This is a genomic window from Streptomyces sp. NPDC054872, from assembly GCF_053610705.1.
On the sequence record NZ_JBSGYY010000003.1, the window covers coordinates 289,698 to 304,895 of the forward strand.

The following is a 15,198-nucleotide window of genomic DNA, read 5'->3' on the forward strand; positions in this document are numbered from 1 at the left end:
AGGGGCGTCAGTCCGAGCAGACGGACGGAAGCGCCCGCCCCAGGGCCACGACGTGCAGCGCGTCAAGCTGCCGCTCACCCCGCACCCGTACGCCCGCCGCAGTCACAAGCCCATGACAGGACGGCGCGGCGCGCGCACCCGAAGAGTCGGCGATCCCCCGCACCAACTCCCCGTTCACCCGGTTGATCTCCACGCGCACCTCCGCGAGGTCAGGCCGCTCCTGCGGGGTAGGCGCCTGCGAAGGATCCGCGTCCCACCGCCGGTGCAGCTCCCGCTGCACCACCTTGTTGGCCTCGATCTGGTCCCGGAAGATCCGCACGGTCGCCTCGGGGTCGGCGCCCAGCTCCCGCGCCTGGCGCGCGACGTCGTCGAGTACTTGCCGCTCACGCGCCGGATCGTCGACGGGGCTGCCCGTGCCGTACTTCGCCGCGGCCACGAGATCGGCGGTGGCCAGGCGCTGGGCGGCCAGATCGACCAGCGAGTGGAGCCGGGCGTACGAAGCCCCCGCGGGGACGGACGACGACACGCCAGGCAGCGGCGCCGGGGAAGCGGCGACCGCCACCCCGCTCCCGCCCCCGCTTCCGGCGAGCAGGGCCGCCGCCACGGCCCCGACGGCAAGCAGACGCCTCACGGACGAGACGGGACGCACAGCGATTCCCCTGAATGTCGGCATGAGGGCGATCATCACATCCCACGCCACGCCCGGACAATGCCGTTCGGCCGTCGCGCCGCAGCTCAAGGCCGCCGTGCGCGATCTCTTGACGGCCGCCTCCGCGGCTGGATTACTGACCCTGACGGAAGATCGACGACCGAATGATCGGTCGCCCGTTTGGGACGGGAGAAACCGCATATGACGGCCATGCTGGACGCGGCGGAGCGCCTCGGGCGCGAGGAGCTGGAGGCGCTGCAACTGGAGCGCCTCCAGGACACCTTGCTGCACGCGTACGAGAACGTGCCCTTCTACCGGGCGGCGTTCGACAAGGCGGGCCTGCGCCCCGACGACTGCCGCACGCTCGCCGACCTGGCCCGCTTCCCTTTCACGGCCAAGACCGACCTGCGGGACAACTACCCCTTCGGGATGTTCGCGGTCGAGCAGTCCGAGGTACGACGCCTGCACGCGTCCAGCGGCACCACAGGCCGGCCCACCGTGGTCGGCTACACCGAACAGGACCTGTCGATGTGGGCGGACGTCGTCGCCCGCTCGATCCGCGCGGCGGGCGGCCGTCCCGGTCACAAGGTCCATGTGGCGTACGGCTACGGCCTGTTCACCGGCGGGCTCGGCGCGCACTACGGCGCCGAGCGGCTCGGCTGCACGGTGATTCCCGCGTCCGGCGGCATGACGGCACGGCAGGTCCAACTCATCCAGGACTTCCGCCCCGAGATCATCATGGTCACGCCGTCCTACATGCTCACGCTTCTGGAGGAGTTCGAGCGCCAGGGCGTCGACCCGCGCACGACGTCGCTCGAGGTCGGCATCTTCGGCGCCGAACCGTGGACGGAGGAGATGCGCCACGAGATCGAGGAGCGGTTCGCCATCGACGCGGTCGACATATACGGGCTCTCGGAGGTCATCGGCCCCGGAGTCGCCCAGGAATGCGTGGAGACCAAGGACGGCCTGCACATCTGGGAGGACCACTTCTATCCGGAGGTGGTGGATCCGATCACCGGCGAGGTCCTCCCGGACGGCGAGCGCGGAGAGCTGGTCTTCACCTCCCTCACCAAGGAGGCCATGCCCGTCGTCCGCTACCGCACCCGCGACCTGACCCGCCTCCTGCCCGGCACCGCACGGGTCTTCCGCCGGATGGAGAAGGTCACGGGCCGCTCGGACGACATGGTGATCCTGCGCGGCGTGAACCTCTTCCCCACGCAGGTGGAGGAGATCGTCCTGCGGACACCGGGCGTCGCCCCCTACTTCCAGCTGCGCCTGACGCGCGAGGGCCGCATGGACGCGCTGACGGTCCGGGCCGAGTCCCGCGCGGACACGCCTCCCGAGCGGCGCGTGGCGGCGGCCCGGGAGATCGCGTCGGCGGTGAAGGACGGCATCGGCGTCTCGGTGAAGGTCGAGATCGTCGATCCGGAGACCATCGAGCGGTCGGTGGGCAAGTTCAAGCGGATCGTGGACCTGCGCGACAAGTGACCGCGAGGCCCGCGCCAGTTACGAGGCGCTGAAGCGGTCCCGCAGCTCCCGCTTGAGGATCTTCCCGCTCGCGTTGCGCGGCAGCTCGTCCACGAAGAGGACCCGTTTGGGCGCCTTGAAGTGGGCGAGCTTCTCGCGCGCGTGCTCGACGAGTTCCGCCTCGGTGACCTCTCCCTTGCGTACGACGACCGCGGTGACCGCCTCGATCCAGCGCTCGTCCGGCAGCCCGATCACGGCCGCCTCGGCGACGCCTTCGTGGGTGTAGAGCGCGTCCTCGACCTGGCGCGACGCCACGAGGACACCGCCGGAGTTGATGACGTCCTTCACCCGGTCGACGACGGTGAAGTAGCCGTCCTGGTCCCGCACCGCCAGGTCCCCGGAGTGGAACCATCCGTCACGGAACGCCTCCTTGGTCTCCTCCGGTTTGTCCCAGTAGCCCTCGCACAACTGCGGTGAGTGGTAGACGACTTCACCCTGTGTGCCGTCGGGCACCTCAAGACCTCGCTCGTCCACGACCCGCGCCTCCACGAAGAGCACGGGGCGCCCGCAGGAGTCCATCCGCCCCTCGTGCTCGTCAGGCCCGAGGACCGTGGCGAGCGGGCCGATCTCGCTCTGTCCGAAGCAGTTGTAGAAGGCGAGTGACGGCAGCCGTTCGCGCAGTCGCTCCAGGACCGGAACGGGCATGATCGACGCCCCGTAGTAGGCCTTGCGCAGGCCGCCGAGGTCACGGGTGGCGAAGCCGGGGTGCTGCGAGAGGCCGATCCATACGGTGGGCGGCGCGAAAAGACTGTCGGCGCGGCCCGCCTCGACGAGTTCGAAGATCCGCTCGGCGTCGGGCGCGTCGATGATCGTGTTCTCGGCGCCGACGGCCAGATAGGGCAGCAGGAAGACGTGCATCTGCGCCGAGTGGTAGAGCGGCAGGGCGTGGACAGGCTTGTCGGTCTCCTTGAGGTCCAGCGCGGTGATCGCGCTGACGTACTCGTGCACCAGGGCGCGGTGCGTCATCATCGCGCCCTTGGGTCGCATGTGATCGAGTCCCCTTCTGTGCTGAGGATGAGACCGTCGATGATTTTGACCTTCATGCGCACGCGGGGCAGGCGGGAGGGCGGACGCTGCGCCCCCTCCCCGTCCAACAGGGCGATGACGTCAGCCCAGGCGCCCGACGTCAGCCACCGGCCCCACGCCGCGCGCAGGCCCTGGCCGCGTCCGTACTCCGTGAGCTTGTGCCAGGACGTTTCCGTGCGCGCCTTGTGCAGCAACCCTTGGAGGATGAGCCGCTGAGGCAGCCGACGGTCCGGCCGGTGGCGCGCTTTGATGGCCGGCTCGACCCGCACCCAGCCCTCATCCGTCAGGACGGGGACATCCAGCCCGGTCTGACGGAACCAGTCGGTCACGGGGCAAGAGCGGGCCACGTCGGGGACCGGTTCGAGCAGCCTCAGTTCGATGTTCATCATGCCGACGATCTCGGCCATGTCATCGAGGTCCATCACCTTGAGCCGCTTGGACGCGATGTCCGCCAGGCGCTGAAGCTCAACCGCTCGCCCTCGCGCCGCCACGCTTTCGCCGTGCCACGCGGCAACCTGCTCCCGCTGCACGGCCAGTTGAACGCGCTGGTCCATCAGCGCCTTGGTGGCAATGCGGATGACCTCTTCCGGATTGTCCGAATCCTGCGCCGCCGCGGCCATGACCGCGCCAATCGCCCGGTCTTTCTGCGCAATCTCCCGGTCGAGCAGCATCAGCCGCTCTTCGAAGTCGACGTTGGCCTGTGCGTTCAACCCGGACCATTCCTCAGCGCGCAAGCGCAGCTCATCTGGGTCCTTGAGGATCTGGGCGAGCTTGCCCCAGATGAATTCCTCAAGCTCGCGTGCGGGCATCTGCCCGCACGCGCATACCGCGGCGCCCGCGTACCTCGGCCGCTTGCCCATGCACCGGTACTGACGCTGGCGTTTCCCCGGGGCGCATCCGGTGTAGTAGCTGCCGCAGACCGAGAGGATGCGACCACTGAAGGGGTAAGTGCGATCCCCGCGGCGTGGCCCGTACGACTTCACCTTGACCGCGTCCAGCAGTTCTTTGATTTCCCGCTCCGAGAATGCCGGGGGAATCCTGATGACGACAGTTTCCCCATACAGGGGGTTTCCATCAGCATCGGTCTTTACCCGGTTGATCACCTTGCGTGTATCGCGAAAGGTGACCTCGGAGCTGAGCACCGCGTCCGAGAGCAGTCGGGCTTGAAGGTTCTCACGCGTCCACAGTCTGCCGTTGCGCGTCAGCATTCCACATGCATTCAACGCCACGGCCGCACGCTCGATATCGCCTTTGTATTCGACGACCAGTTCACGCCCCCGGGCGAGTGTGTGCCACGAACCGCTGGGCTGGTCGTCAAGAGCGTAAACACCTTCGCCCTTCTTGCCCTGGTTCTTGATGTACCAGCCGAACGGGGGTTGTCCGCCGACGTAACCGCCCTCGCCCCCGCGCTGTTCTGCCGCCTCCTGGATTCCGCCCTGAAGGCGATCACGGATCGTGATTCGCTCATCCTCGGCACGGTCCGCAGCCTTGCGCATGCGCGAGCGGCCCTCATCTGAGGTGTTGTCGTAGTCGCCTCGCACGATGGCGGTGAAGACCCCGAGGCCTTCAAGTTCCCAGACCCAGGGCCAGAACGCGCGGCCTGCTCGCCCGATAGCCCGCTCTTCGTACACGCACACGACATCGAAAGGGCGGGGCGTTGTCCGGACTTGCTCCATGAGGGTCTTCAAGTCCGGACGCTGATGCCACTCCAGGCTTCCGCTGAATCCCTCGTCGGAGAAGGTGTCAACGAGATGCCATCCCTTCTTGACGCAGTGCGCCTTTACCCTCCTGTGGGTGTAGTCGATGCCGTACCCTTTTTTCTGCGCCTCCGTAGAGACACGCAGATAGGCGACGGCACGCAACTGTCCGGCGCGGGCATCTGTGTTGACGGCCCCGGCGAGCATCTCGCTCATGAATCAGTCCTCCCCCATCGAGAATGACGCAGGGCAGATTCTAGGACCCGGCACTATCCGCGCGGGGAGAAAACAGAATGTCCAACAGGCGATGATAGGGAGCAGTAGTGTCATCATCGCCGGTCGCCCTTATGATCTCGATCAACACCCCGGTACGCCCTCAGTTCGGTCCCGTACTGGGTCAGCAGAGACGTCGCGTCACTCGGGACCAGGTCGCCCAGAGGATCTACGCAGGTGGCCCTGCACGTCCGCCGGATCGACGCCGTGCGGTCGCAGGAGTCGTCCCCTCCGATAGCAGGAAGGCGCCTGCGCTCCTGCGCCGGAGAGATCACGTCGATGTAGGAGTAGGCCGTGTGGGACCGGCGGATCTCGGAAAGCAGGCGGGCCGATGCGCGCTGAGTCATCGGCCCCCTCACTCGAAAACTCTGAATCTACTCAAACAGATGGCGCGGCTTTAGCGGAGGCCGCCGAGATGAGCGACACACAGGAATGGAGGTGCACGTGGACAGACTTGACAGCCTGTCAGGGCTTCTGAGTTTGGCACTGGCGGCCCTAAACGTGCTTTTCGCCGGATATAAGTTCAGGGGCGAGGACAGCCATCACTCACTTGAGAACCTCCTTGCCCCACAGAGCCTCCGCTTCCCGGGGCGCCTAATGCTGACATTAGCCATTGTGATGGTGTCAGCACTCGCCCTGACTTCCGGAAATCTGATCGCCGCCGGAATCGGACTGATGACCGCCTCCGGAGTGCGACTCGCTTCACCGCGTAGTACCGGCTGGGAGCCTGAACGGCTCGCCTTTCACATCTCCACCGAAGTCTGGTTTCACTGCATCGCACTCTTTAGCTTTGCCGCCGGGTTCAACGTGCTAGCACTCGGAGCCCTGAAGGATCTCCAAACAGGCCAACGACTCACCGTCACGCTAACGCTCGCACTCGCATCATGTGTCGCCGTCAATAAATCGACCACGCGAACAAGGAAGCTCTGCACCGAAATTTCTAGCCAGGTATACAGTCTCACTCAACACATGGCGGCACTACATAACTTGGCTGTACTAAACGAAGACAGTGAGAAAATACCAGACAAGTGACGAGAATGCTACGAAAAGATGCACCGACTTGAGCTGGCGCTGGACACACGCCTGAATACATGATACCGGATTTTGGGGACCCGGGTGTTGCCTGTTGCCTCGTACGAGGCCCTACGCAGGTCCCTTCGGGGCGTTATCGCGAAACCCGACAGATCTGGCCCTGAGTGGGCGGAGGCCAGCGCTCTGCTCGCCGCCCTACTCCGCGGCTGCGCGAAGCACATCGACGTCGTGGCATAAGGGCATCCATCGTCCTCAGGGGCTGGCCACCTCCACGAAGGTCAGCGTCACGAACCTGATCGGGACGAACCGCTGCCCTGACACCTGGACTTCGGACTGAAGATCACCGACAGGCCGGACCCACCACGCATGATCCACATTCGTCTGAAGGAACAAGGTGCGGCCGCTGCGCAGCATTTGCCGCAGCGGCGCATACTCCTCACGCTTCAGGATCAGCGTGAGTTTGATGGCATCGTCCTTGTAGCCCTCCGAGACCACGACCGGGCGGTCCTCCCCGAGCGGCTGATACATGACGCTCGTACCGGTCGTACCGACCTGGAGAGACTCGGCCTGGACCCTGAGCGCCAGATTGCGCGTCGGGTCGGTGATGTCCTTGAGCCACCAGTTCACCGCGGTGAGAGAGACCTCGTCCGACGGCGGACCGAAGCCGCTGACGAACCGGTGCCCGGCCAGGCCGTAGCTGATCGTCTGTGCCCGATAGCGCCGGTTGACCAGCGGGCTCACGGTCTGGTCCGTGTACGTGGCGATGCCAGACAGCGGATCGTAAACAGGCGGGGAGGCGTCGATGCCCGGCAAAGACTGCCAGTCCACGTACCCCGAGCCGTCATCGTCCGCGTACGGGATCACGGGAGTTTGCCACACGGCGTGGGTACTGCGGCCCGTTCCGTTGCGCCACACCTCCGACGGACCGAGCATGATGCCGCACCGGTCGAAGTACACGGGACCACTGACAGCCCTGTCCGTGACGCTGACCTCGCCCTTGATCCTCATCGTGCCCTCAGGGATGTCGTACGTCCCCACCGACTTGAACCATGTCACCGTCCCGACGGGTGTGGCCTGGATCGTCTGGCCGCTGATCAGCTGGATTGCCCGGTAGAAGTGCAACGTCAGGTACGGGGTGCCGCTGGTCGAGCCGAGAAAGCCCGACGTGAACGTGACCTGACTGCCTGCCAGTTGCAGGATCTGCGGATCGACCCCAGAGATGTCGACCGAGTCCGGCATCGTCGCGACCGTACGGCCCACGACCAGCGGTACCGCCGGTTTGATCAGACCGATCCAGGACGCAGCGCTGTTGAACTCGCAGCCACTGCCCGGCGTGAACGCCCCCGTCACCAACGTAGACTCGATCGGCACGACGCCGTTGGAGTCGTACACGCCCGTCGTCAGCGAGCTGAATGGCGCATTGGGCGTTCGCGGTGTAGCTCGTGCCTGACATCACGCCCGTGGTCGCGTCAATCGTCGTGTTGTACGCGATGTAGAGACTCACGCGACACCGGCCACGCCGTAGACCAGCAGGTACGCGCCGTCCCTGTTCGCGCCGGCCGGGACCGTCACCGTGGTGTTCGAGACCGAGGCGCCAGCCGCCGCGGCGACGGTGGTGCCCATGATGGTCGCCCGCTTCACCACGGTGAACTGCTGGATGACATCGATCGTGTCGCCAGCGGTTATGTCGCGCAGGGCGTACAGGGCGACGCGGTCACTCTCGCCGTTCATCCACATTAGGGGGTAGCGGTTCGGTTCGAGTGCAGCCATGACGTCACCTCACCAGGTCGAGGCACGACGAACGGCCGTGCTGAAGAATGCACTGGGCGGGCCCGCCCCGGCCGGCTCTTCCACCAGGGCGCCCGCGCAGAAACACCAAATGATGTTGGAGCCAGACGCGGTGGCGGTGAGCGTGGGGGGCCGCAGTGCGTCGACCTGGCGGGCGTACGGCGGTGGCAGCTACGCCAGCCGCGCCGATCTCGCCACCAAGGCCCAGCAGATCCAGATAGCCGAGAAGGTGCTCAGCGCTCAGGGGCCTGGAGCATGGCCTGTATGCAGTGCTCGGGCCGGCCTCGCCCGGGGCGGCGTCAAGGCCTACAAGGCAGCCCCCAAGGTGCAGAAGGAGCGCCTCAGGCCAAGCCCAAGGCTGCACCGCAGGCGCCGGTATCGGGTACCGCGGCCAAGGCCGTGGCGTTCGCCCTGGCGCAGCGGGGAAAGCCCTACATCTTCGGCGCCATCGGACCCAATGCGTACGCCTGCTCGGGCCTGACACAGGCAGCATGGCGTGCGGCAGGGATCTCCATCCCGCGTACGTCACAGGCTCAACTGGCCGGACTCAGGCGGGTGTCACCATCGCAGGTCCGGCCTGGTGACCTGGTGATCTACAAGGGTGGCGGACATGTGGCCATCTACATCGGGGGCGGCAAGATCGTAGAGGCCTCCCGTCCTGGTAAGTCGGTACAGCTCGCACCTTGGCGCAACGGTTGATACGCGCAGCAGTTCACCGCTGTCATACGCCCCGCTGGCTCGACATCGGGGGTCCTGCGCACAAGGCCGCTCCTACGGTGCCGAAGCAGCAGGGTGCACCCCCAGAAGAACCAGGGCGTACCCAGCAAGCCGAGAGCGGTGCCCAAGACCAAGGGTGCCGAGCAGCACTGCAAGCCGCCGTAGTACCCGTTGCCGGTGTTGATGTTCCAGCGGTTGCCGGACTCGCACTTAGCAACGGCGTCCCACGTGTTCACGGAGGCGGCATCTGCCGTGCCTGCCCCCGGTGACGGTGAGACCTGTGCCGACGATGCCCTTGACGGCGGTCGCGCTGATCGCGCGCTTCGCCTTGAGCGCCTTCGGCTTCCTGTGCGTGTTGCGGTTGTGCCCCATATGAGTTGGTCTCCGATGGGATTGGGCCTACCCCGCCCAGGCCACCCACCTAGGTGCGGGCATGAGGAAGCGGCCCGCAGAGAGGGGCCGCTGAATCCGCGCTCTCAACCGCACGGTGAGTGTGTGGCGCAGCCGCTGTGGATGAGCGGGCGCAGCAAAAGGGCCCGCACTTGGCGGACCTGATTGTCAGTCAGGCGCTCGCCTGGGTAAGCCTGGGTAAGCCTGGTACGCCTGGTACGCCTGGTACGCCTGGTACGCCTGGTACGCCTGGTACGCCTGGTACGCCTGGTACGCCTCGATAGTGCACGACGGATCTATCGGTCAATCCTCTCCTTTCAATTCGCGAATGATCGGGGGCTCCGGCAGCGGTTTGCAGGGCTCGCGCGGCTCCATGGCGTCCAGGTCTCCCACAGACGGCGCGCGGCCGCCCCGTAGCGGACCAGACGCCCCTCATCGGCCAGCTTGAACAGCCACCGCCGCGAGCAACGCCAGCACAGGCGAGCGGCTTCGGTGTCGGCGAGCTTCATCGCGCCGTCGTTCCGCCGAACGCGCCCTTCCGAAGGTGTTCATCCGGCGCTACTTTGCCGGACATGACACTTGGTGGCGCTGAAGCAGCGGGGCTCTCCTGGTTAGTCAGGTTCATGGAACCAATCCTCGGCGACGCAGTGCGAGAACGACTCCGGAAGAAGACCTCGCCGGAGAAGGCTCTGCAAGCTTCGCACGCGCTGTACGAAAGCCTCGTTCGGCTGCGCACCCGAAGCAGTCAGTTCGTCGACATGCTCAAGGAGATGGCCGAGATCGGACCGCAGGTCCGGCTCGGCTCGTGGCATGAGTCACCGCTCGCCGACGAAATGGGCAGACTCGAAGATGCCCTCTTCACCCTGGACATCTGTGTCTCTGCCGTTGACCCGCAACTCATGATCCACGCTCCCGAGATCGTCACCGACATCTCAGCAGCCAGGGAGAATCGTGCTCTTGTCGTGACACAGGCCCGAAGCAATCTCAACGACTGGGCTGCCGGAACCCGTCAAGAGGAGATCATGCAAGTCCTGTGGAACGCTCAGGAGTCACACCGCCGGATCGAAGCAGCGATCGAGGATTACAGGCGCTTTCTGGCTGCCGAGTTCCCCTATCGGGAGAGCTTCTGACACCGGACTGCCTCATCACACCGGCCTCGCTCACGCACCCTCACCTTCCAACAGCTTGATTCAGTCCCCCTGAAGTACTTCGTACCGCACGGCTCGGCCTGAGATGTCCCGATGCACCGAACATCTTTCGACGCATCGTCAGCAACGATCAGCGCCCGGCCGCAGTCGCCACAGAGCACATCGGCCAGCATCTTCATCGGTGAGTCGTACCCAAGGATGATCCGCGCAGTGCGCGCCCGCTTGCGAAGGTCTTCTTGATCTCATAGACAAGTTCGCCATAACCGCTGTCGCTCGCCATCGCGCACCAGTCGGGCAGTGTGCGCAGGGCGCTGGTCATCGTCACGCCACTGGGCTTCCGGAGATCTGGGAAAAGCGCCGCCCGCAGAGCGGCGTAATGGCTGCGCGCGCTGTCGCCGACATCCATGAGGCAGGCAAGCGCCTCACCGTTGCCGGGCGGATTGGAATGCGGCTTGTCACCCGATCCGCCGCCGCCACGGCACCAGCAAGCCCGTCTCATTGCGCGTGGTCACCGTGCGGTGACGGGCATCCAGTGACAGCGGCTTCTTGCCGTCACGTCCCTCGCACGGCACCCGCTCCATCGTGGCGGGCGCGAGCCCCTCTGGCTTCTCCTCGGCCCGAGGCCGTGCGCTGATCGGCGGTATGGCCAGCGACCAGTCGATGAGATCGCGAGCCGGCCGGGCGAACCCGATCCGGGCTGCGAACCCGATCCGTACGGACCGCGAACCCGATCCGTACGGGGTGCGAACCCGACCGGTCGCGCTACTCGATCAAGTGACATACCGCTTGGTACGCTCAACCGCCCCTTCCCTCACCTCTGTTGGGAGGCACCATGCGTATGCGTACCCGCACCAGACGCCTCACGGCCCTGGGCATCAGCCTGTTGACCGCCGCGGCCTTCCTGCCGTCGTCCGCCGCCACCGCCGGCGCGGCGGAGGGCCGCGACGCCCGCCCGTCCGGCGGCGGTCTGTCCGCCACCCTCCGCTACACCCAGTACGGCATCCCGCACATCCTCGCCAAGGACTACGAGAACCTCGGGTTCGGCACCGGCTGGGCGCAGGCCGCCGATCAGGTGTGCACCCTCGCCGAGGGGTATGTGACCGTACGCGGGGAGCGGTCACGTCACTTCGGCGCCGACGGCACGCCGGACGGCTCGCTGTCCTCGGCGACCACGAACCTCGCCAGCGACCTGTACTTCGGCGGTGTGCGGGACACCCGCACCGTGGAGAAGCTCCTCGCGCAGCCCGCCCCGGCGGGCCCGAGCGCCACGTCGAAGAAGCTGATGAGCGGCTTCGCGGCGGGCTACAACGCCTGGCTGAAGCAGAATCGCGTCACCGACCCCGCCTGCAAGGGCGCCAAGTGGCTGCGCCCGATCACCGCCCTCGACGTGGCGAGGCAGGGCTTCGCCGTGCAGGTCCTCGGCGGTCAGGGACGCGGCATCGACGGCATCACCGCCGCGCGGCCGCCCGGTGCCGGCGCGCCGGACCGCGAGGCCGACCCCGGGCGCACGGCGAAGGCCGCACGCGATCTCTTCTCGGCCGAGGACGCCGTCATGGGCTCCAACGCCGTGGCGTTCAGCGGGAAGACCACCGCGAACGGCAAGGGCCTGCTGCTCGGCAATCCGCACTACCCCTGGCAGGGCGGCCGGCGTTTCTGGCAGTCGCAGCAGACCATCCCCGGCGAGCTGAACGTCTCGGGCGGTTCGCTGCTCGGCACGAGCGTCATCAACATCGGCTTCAACGGCGACGTGGCGTGGAGCCACACGGTGGCGACCGGCGTGACCCTCAACCTGCATCAGCTCACGCTCGATCCCGCCGACCCGACCACCTATCTGGTGGACGGCAAGCCGGAGAAGATGACGAAGCGGACGGTCGAGGTGCCGGTCAAGAACGGCGCTCCCGTGACCCGCACCCAGTGGTGGACCCGGTACGGCCCGGTCACCACCGGCCTCGGCACACAGCTTCCACTGCCCTGGTCGGCCGGCACGGCGTACGCCCTGAACGACCCCAACGCCACGAACCTGCGCGGCACGGACACCGACCTCGGCTTCGGCAAGGCCCGCTCCACCGACGGGGTGCTGAAGGCGCTGCGCGACACGCAGGGCCTGCCCTGGGTCAACACCGTCGCCGCGGACCGCAAGGGCCACTCACTGCTCAGTCAGTCCCAGGTCCTGCCCCGCATCACCGACGACCTGGCCCAGCGCTGCTCCACCGACCTGGGCAAGGTCACGTACCCGGCATCGGGCGTGGCCGTGCTCGACGGTTCGCGCGGCGACTGCGCCATCGGCTCGGACAAGGACGCCGTCCAGCCCGGGATCTTCGGCCCGTCGAAGATGCCCACCCTCAAGGACGCGCCGTACGCGGAGAACTCCAACGACAGCGCCTGGCTGAGCAACGCCGACCGGCCGATCACCGGCTACGAGCGGGTCTTCGGGACGATCGGCACGCAGCGCTCCATGCGCACGCGCGGCGCCATCGAGGATGTCGCCGCGATGGCGAAGAAGGGCGGCCTGACGGTCAAGGACCTCCAGAAGCAGCAGTTCGCGAACCGGGCGCCCGCGGGCGACCTGGCAGCCGAAGACGCGGCGCGTGCGTGCGCCGCGCTACCGGACGGCAAGGCAACAGGCAGCGACGGCAAGCCCGTTGACGTGCGCAAGGCCTGCGCCGCGCTCAAGGCGTGGGACCACGACATGGACACGGACAGCAGGGGCGCCCTGCTCTTCGACCGGTTCTGGCGCAAGCTGGTCGCCGCCGTGCCGAACCCGCAGCTGTGGAAGGTGCCGTTCTCCGCCGCCGACCCGGTGCGTACGCCGAACACCCTGAACACGGCGGCGCCGGGCTTCGCGACCGCGCTCGCCGACGCGGTGACGGAACTGCGCGGGGCGGGCATCGCGCTCGACGCGCCGCTGGGCAGGAACCAGTTCGTCGTACGCGGTGGGGAGCGGCTGCCGATCCATGGCGGCACGGAGTCGATCGGCGTGTGGAACAAGGTCGAGCCGGTGTGGGACGCGAAGGGCGGCGGCTACACCGAGGTCGCGCACGGTTCGAGCCACATCCAGGCGGTCGGCTGGGACAAGAGCCACTGCCCGAAGGCACGCACGCTGCTCACCTACTCGCAGTCGTCCAACCCGAACTCACCGCACTACCGCGACCAGACGCGGTTGTACGCCGATGAGCGCTGGGTCACCTCGCGGTTCTGCGAGAAGGACATCATGGGGGACCCGAAGTTGAAGGTGGTCAAGGCCCGCGAACGCCGCTGAGGCCGCGAGCCGCGTGCACGGAAGCCGTGACCCCGCGTCGAGTTCGACGCGGGGTCACGGCTTTGCGCTGCGGTTTCGGCCGGAGGGCTGAACGCGCGGTTCCCGGCGCTTTTGACGGGCCCCGCCTACAGGGCGCGTTCCCGCCCCTCCCAGTACGGCTCCCGCAGCCTCCGTTTGTAGAGCTTGCCGTTCGGGTCGCGTGGCATGGTTTCGATGAAGTCGACGCTCTTCGGGCGTTTGTAGCCCGCCAGTTGGCGCTCGCAGTGGTCGAGGATCTCGGTGGCGAGCGCGTCGCCCGCCTCGTGGCCCTCGGCCACCTCCACCACCGCCTTGACCTGCTCGCCCCACTCGTCGTGCGGGATGCCGAAGGCGGCCGCGTCCGCGACGGCCGGGTGCGTGAGCAGCGCGGACTCGATCTCGGCGGGGTAGATGTTGACCCCGCCCGAGATGATCATGTCGATCTTGCGGTCGCGGAGGTAGAGGTAGCCGTCCTCGTCCAGGTAGCCGAGGTCGCCGACCGTGAAGAAGTCGCCGATGCGGTTCTTCTTCGTCTTGGACTCGTCCTTGTGGTACGAGAATCCGCCGGTGCTCATCTTCATATAGACGGTGCCGAGTTCACCGGGCGGCAGCGGGTTCCCGTCGTCGTCGAAGACGGCGAGTTCGCTGATGGGCCAGGCCTTGCCGACGGTGCCCGGGCGCTTCAGCCAGTCTTGCGCGGTGGCGAAGGCGCCGCCGCCCTCGCTGGCCGCGTAGTACTCCTCGACGCACTCGCCCCACCACTCGATCATCGCCCGTTTGACGTGGTCGGGGCAGGGCGCGGCGCCGTGGATGGCGTGGCGCATCGACGACACGTCGTACGCCGCCTTCGTCTCGTCCGGCAGCGCGAGGAGGCGGTGGAACTGGGTCGGCACCATGTGGGTGTGCGTGCACTTGCGGGTGTCGATGAGACGCAGCATCTCCTCGGGCGTCCACTTGTCCATCAGGACCAGGGGGTGGCCGATGTGCAGGGCCGCGCCCGCGAACTGGAGGACCGCGGTGTGGTAGAGCGGCGAGCAGACGAGGTGCACGTTGCCGTCGAAGGGCTTGACGCCGAAGATGCCGAGGAAGCCGCCGAGGTAGGACTCCTCGGGGAGTTTGCCGGACAGCGGGCGCCGGATGCCGCGCGGGCGTCCCGTCGTGCCCGATGTGTAGTTCATGACCCAGCCGAGCGTGCGGTCCTCGGGCGCGGACTCCGCCTGACCCGCGAGGAGTTCGGGGTAGGGGCGGAAGCCGGGCACGTCACCCACGGCGTACCGGTGCGTGGCCGGGAGCTTCGCCTCGTCGGCGGCGTCGGTCGCCGCCCGCGCGAACCGCTCGTGCGCGATCAGCACCTTCGCGCCGGAGTCGGCGACGATCCAGGCGATCTCGGGCCCGACCAGGTGGTGGTTGACCGGGACCAGGTAAAAGCCGGCCTGCGATGCCGCGAGATACGCGGTGAGGAACTCGACGCCGTTGGGCAGCACGACGGCGAAGGCGTCGCCGCGCTCCAGGCCCGCGGCGCGCAGCCCGTGGACGAGTCGGTTGGTCGCCGCGTGCAGGCGCCGTGCGGTCCACTCCTCGCCGTCGGGCGCCGTCAGGACCGTGCGGTCCGGGTCCGCATCGGCCTGCGCCCAGAAGCCGTTGGGGGGCGTGCTGCCCGGCATGCTGCTCATA

General features: G+C 67.2%; 12 protein-coding genes and 2 pseudogenes. 6 read left to right on the forward strand and 8 right to left on the reverse strand.

Annotated features, from left to right (window positions below; all coding sequences use genetic code 11):
- Nucleotides 1-7: 7 nt before the first annotated feature.
- On the reverse strand, nucleotides 8-673 hold the full coding sequence (locus tag ACWGIH_RS05365; protein ID WP_453449536.1) for a chorismate mutase: 666 nt from the start codon (nucleotides 671-673) through the stop codon (nucleotides 8-10).
- A gap of 177 nt (nucleotides 674-850) precedes the next feature.
- On the opposite strand from ACWGIH_RS05365, the gene paaK reads away from it, so the two are divergent.
- Nucleotides 851-2,137, forward strand: a complete 1,287-nt coding sequence (gene paaK / locus ACWGIH_RS05370; RefSeq protein ID WP_453449535.1) for a phenylacetate--CoA ligase PaaK — start codon at nucleotides 851-853, stop codon at nucleotides 2,135-2,137.
- Between the two features lie 18 nt (nucleotides 2,138-2,155).
- On the opposite strand, the pseudogene ACWGIH_RS05375 reads toward paaK, so the two are convergent.
- Together ACWGIH_RS05375 and ACWGIH_RS05380 are read right to left on the reverse strand one after the other, a co-directional pair.
- A pseudogene (locus tag ACWGIH_RS05375) lies at nucleotides 2,156-3,157 on the reverse strand (AMP-binding protein); the annotation flags it as partial.
- Nucleotides 3,142-5,115 carry a recombinase family protein gene (locus ACWGIH_RS05380; RefSeq protein WP_453510360.1) on the reverse strand — a complete coding sequence of 658 codons (1,974 nt, stop codon included), beginning with the start codon at nucleotides 5,113-5,115 and terminating at the stop codon, nucleotides 3,142-3,144. The gene ACWGIH_RS05380 and the pseudogene ACWGIH_RS05375, both read right to left, overlap by 16 nt.
- Nucleotides 5,116-5,616: 501 nt before the next feature.
- Between ACWGIH_RS05380 and ACWGIH_RS05385 the strand changes: the two genes are divergently transcribed.
- On the forward strand, nucleotides 5,617-6,204 hold the full coding sequence (locus tag ACWGIH_RS05385) for a hypothetical protein (protein WP_453449534.1): 588 nt from the start codon (nucleotides 5,617-5,619) through the stop codon (nucleotides 6,202-6,204).
- A 252-nt stretch (nucleotides 6,205-6,456) separates the two neighbouring features.
- On the opposite strand, the gene ACWGIH_RS05390 is transcribed toward ACWGIH_RS05385, so the two are convergent.
- Nucleotides 6,457-7,575, reverse strand: coding sequence for a hypothetical protein (locus ACWGIH_RS05390; protein WP_453449533.1), 1,119 nt, complete (start codon nucleotides 7,573-7,575; stop codon nucleotides 6,457-6,459).
- Nucleotides 7,576-7,704: 129 nt separating this feature from the next.
- Nucleotides 7,705-7,974: a hypothetical protein gene (locus tag ACWGIH_RS05395; protein WP_453449532.1), complete on the reverse strand. Its 270-nt coding sequence runs from the start codon at nucleotides 7,972-7,974 to the stop codon at nucleotides 7,705-7,707.
- A gap of 112 nt (nucleotides 7,975-8,086) precedes the next feature.
- Here ACWGIH_RS05395 and ACWGIH_RS05400 point away from each other — a divergent pair, with 112 nt between their 5' ends.
- Nucleotides 8,087-8,473, forward strand: coding sequence for a transglycosylase family protein (locus ACWGIH_RS05400; protein ID WP_453510362.1), 387 nt, complete (start codon nucleotides 8,087-8,089; stop codon nucleotides 8,471-8,473).
- Nucleotides 8,392-8,691 carry a C40 family peptidase gene (locus tag ACWGIH_RS05405; RefSeq protein WP_453449530.1) on the forward strand — a complete coding sequence of 100 codons (300 nt, stop codon included), beginning with the start codon at nucleotides 8,392-8,394 and terminating at the stop codon, nucleotides 8,689-8,691. The genes ACWGIH_RS05400 and ACWGIH_RS05405 overlap by 82 nt, the downstream gene beginning before the upstream one ends.
- 167 nt (nucleotides 8,692-8,858) lie before the next feature.
- On the opposite strand, the pseudogene ACWGIH_RS05410 reads toward ACWGIH_RS05405, so the two are convergent.
- Nucleotides 8,859-8,981: pseudogene (locus ACWGIH_RS05410) on the reverse strand (transglycosylase family protein); the annotation flags it as partial.
- A gap of 690 nt (nucleotides 8,982-9,671) precedes the next feature.
- Here ACWGIH_RS05410 and ACWGIH_RS05415 point away from each other — a divergent pair.
- Complete coding sequence (locus tag ACWGIH_RS05415; RefSeq protein WP_453449529.1) at nucleotides 9,672-10,229, forward strand: hypothetical protein; 558 nt, start codon at nucleotides 9,672-9,674, stop codon at nucleotides 10,227-10,229.
- Between the two features lie 193 nt (nucleotides 10,230-10,422).
- On the opposite strand, the gene ACWGIH_RS05420 is transcribed toward ACWGIH_RS05415, so the two are convergent.
- Nucleotides 10,423-10,653: a hypothetical protein gene (locus tag ACWGIH_RS05420; RefSeq protein WP_453449527.1), complete on the reverse strand. Its 231-nt coding sequence runs from the start codon at nucleotides 10,651-10,653 to the stop codon at nucleotides 10,423-10,425.
- Between the two features lie 432 nt (nucleotides 10,654-11,085).
- On the opposite strand from ACWGIH_RS05420, the gene ACWGIH_RS05425 reads away from it, so the two are divergent.
- Nucleotides 11,086-13,506 (forward strand): penicillin acylase family protein, encoded by a 2,421-nt coding sequence (locus ACWGIH_RS05425; protein ID WP_453449592.1) that lies wholly within the window; start codon nucleotides 11,086-11,088, stop codon nucleotides 13,504-13,506.
- Nucleotides 13,507-13,631: 125 nt separating this feature from the next.
- On the opposite strand, the gene ACWGIH_RS05430 is transcribed toward ACWGIH_RS05425, so the two are convergent.
- Nucleotides 13,632-15,188, reverse strand: coding sequence for an acyl-CoA synthetase (locus ACWGIH_RS05430; RefSeq protein WP_453452256.1), 1,557 nt, complete (start codon nucleotides 15,186-15,188; stop codon nucleotides 13,632-13,634).
- Nucleotides 15,189-15,198 lie beyond the last annotated feature (10 nt).